This is a genomic window from Halomonas sp., assembly GCF_031581305.1.
Classification (GTDB): Bacteria; Pseudomonadota; Gammaproteobacteria; order Pseudomonadales; family Halomonadaceae; genus Halomonas.
This window is the reverse complement of the sequence record NZ_JAVLBC010000324.1, coordinates 1-1,833: the sequence shown is the minus strand read 5'-3', so window position 1 is coordinate 1,833 and position 1,833 is coordinate 1. Positions and strand designations below refer to the sequence as shown.

General features: G+C 67.1%; 2 protein-coding genes. One reads left to right on the top strand and one right to left on the bottom strand.

The features are described from left to right. Window positions 1–42 precede the first annotated feature (42 nt). Window positions 43–636, bottom strand: coding sequence for an NAD(P)H-hydrate epimerase (locus tag RI841_RS16330; RefSeq protein ID WP_405000959.1), 594 nt, complete (start codon window positions 634–636; stop codon window positions 43–45). Between the two features lie 99 nt (window positions 637–735). On the opposite strand from RI841_RS16330, the gene queG reads away from it, so the two are divergent. Continuing rightward, the gene (queG, locus tag RI841_RS16325; RefSeq protein WP_310706684.1) at window positions 736–1,827 is read left to right on the top strand and encodes a tRNA epoxyqueuosine(34) reductase QueG; all 1,092 of its coding nucleotides are present in this window, start codon (window positions 736–738) and stop codon (window positions 1,825–1,827) included. The last annotated feature ends 6 nt before the right edge of the window (window positions 1,828–1,833 follow it).

Below are 1,833 nucleotides of genomic sequence, written 5' to 3'. Positions count from 1 at the left end.
TCGGCGCTCAAGGCAAGTGGATTTGCCTTACAGGGGTGTAGCTCAATTGGTAGAGCAGCGGTCTCCAAAACCGCAGGTTGCGGGTTCAATTCCTGCCGCCGTGCCGAGGACAGCGCCGGTATCGGCATGCAGCCCCGAGGGGATATCGATGGCCAGCACCGGCAGACAGCTGGCGTTGATGGCCTCGATCGCCTCGCGGGCCTCACCGCGCACCTCGCCACCGAGGCCGGTGCCCAGCAGGGCATCGACGACCAGTTCGCCCTGGAAGGCGAGGCCCGCTCTCCAGGGTTCGACCTGAACCCCGGCCGCCGTGGCCACGGCGGCGCGTCTGGCATCGCCGGACAGCTCTTCGAGCGGCTTGAGCAGGATGCGCTGCACGGCAAGCCCCTCGGCGGCGGCCAACGCCGCCAGCACATGGCCATCGCCGCCGTTGTTGCCGCCGCCGCAGAGCACGCTGAGCGAGTGCACCCCGGGCCAGCAGGCCTTCAGGCTCTGCCAGGCGGCCATGGCCGCGCGCTGCATCAGGGCAAAGCCCTCGATGCCCGCGGCGATGGTGCGCCGGTCGAGCTCGCGCACCTGGTCAGCGCGATAGAGCGGCCTCGATTGCCGCTCGGGGTGTGGGTTTTCCCCGGCCATCCGGTGTCTCCTCATTCGGGATCCTTTACCATATCAAGTGTAAATTCTCTGCGCCCCACGCCAAGTCATGGGGCCGATCTGCATGGTGTTTTCTCGATCATGACCCTCCTGTCCCCGTCGGATAACGCCCCCGACATGAACGCCCTCGCCCAGCGGATCAAGACCTGGGGCCGCGAGCTCGGCTTTCAGCAAGTCGGCATCACAGACGTCGACCTGGCCGAGGACGAGCAGCGCCTGGCGGATTGGCTCGCGGCCGGCCACCACGGCGAGATGGGCTTCATGACCAAGCACGGCACCAAGCGCACCCGGCCGGCAGAGCTGGTGCCGGGCACTATGCGAGTGATCTGCGTGCGCTTGGACTATCTGCCCGCCGAGGTGGAAACGACGAAAGTGCTGGGCCAGCCGGAAACCGCCTATGTGTCCCGTTATGCCACCGGGCGCGACTATCACAAGCTGATGCGCAAGCGGCTGGCCACCCTGGCGAAATGGATGGAAGCCGAGGTGGGCTCTTTCGGCTACCGCGCCTTCGTCGACTCGGCACCGGTCATGGAGCGGGCCCTGGGCCGCAAGGCGGGACTGGGCTGGTTCGGCAAGAACGCCATGCTGCTCAACCCCGGGGCCGGCTCGCTGTTCTTCCTGGGTGAACTCTATACCGACCTGCCACTACCGGTAGATGCGCCCTTCGAAAGCGACCACTGCGGCAGCTGCAGCGCCTGCCGCAGCGCCTGCCCCACCGGGGCCATCGTCGAGGACCGGGTGGTCGATGCCCGGGCCTGCATCTCCTACCTGACCATCGAGCTTCACGGGGCCATCCCCGAACACTACCGGGTGGCCATGGGCAACCGGGTGTTCGGCTGCGACGACTGCCAGCTGGTCTGCCCTTTCACCCGCTTTTCCCGGGCCTCCCGCGAGGCCGACTTCGCCCCTCGCCACGACCTGGACCGTGCGAGCCTGGTGTCGCTGTTCGCCTGGGGTGAGGAGGAGTTTCTGGAGAAGACCGCCGGCAGCCCGATACGCCGCATCGGCTACGAGCGCTGGCTGCGCAACCTGGCCGTGGGACTCGGCAACGCCCCCTGGAGCGAGGCCGTGGAGGCCGCCCTGATGGCCCGGCTGCCCTACCCCTCCGACCTGGTGCGCGAACAAGTTCTTGGGCATAAAGACATATTCACATGCCTCAGAACTGGCGAATGACGACGA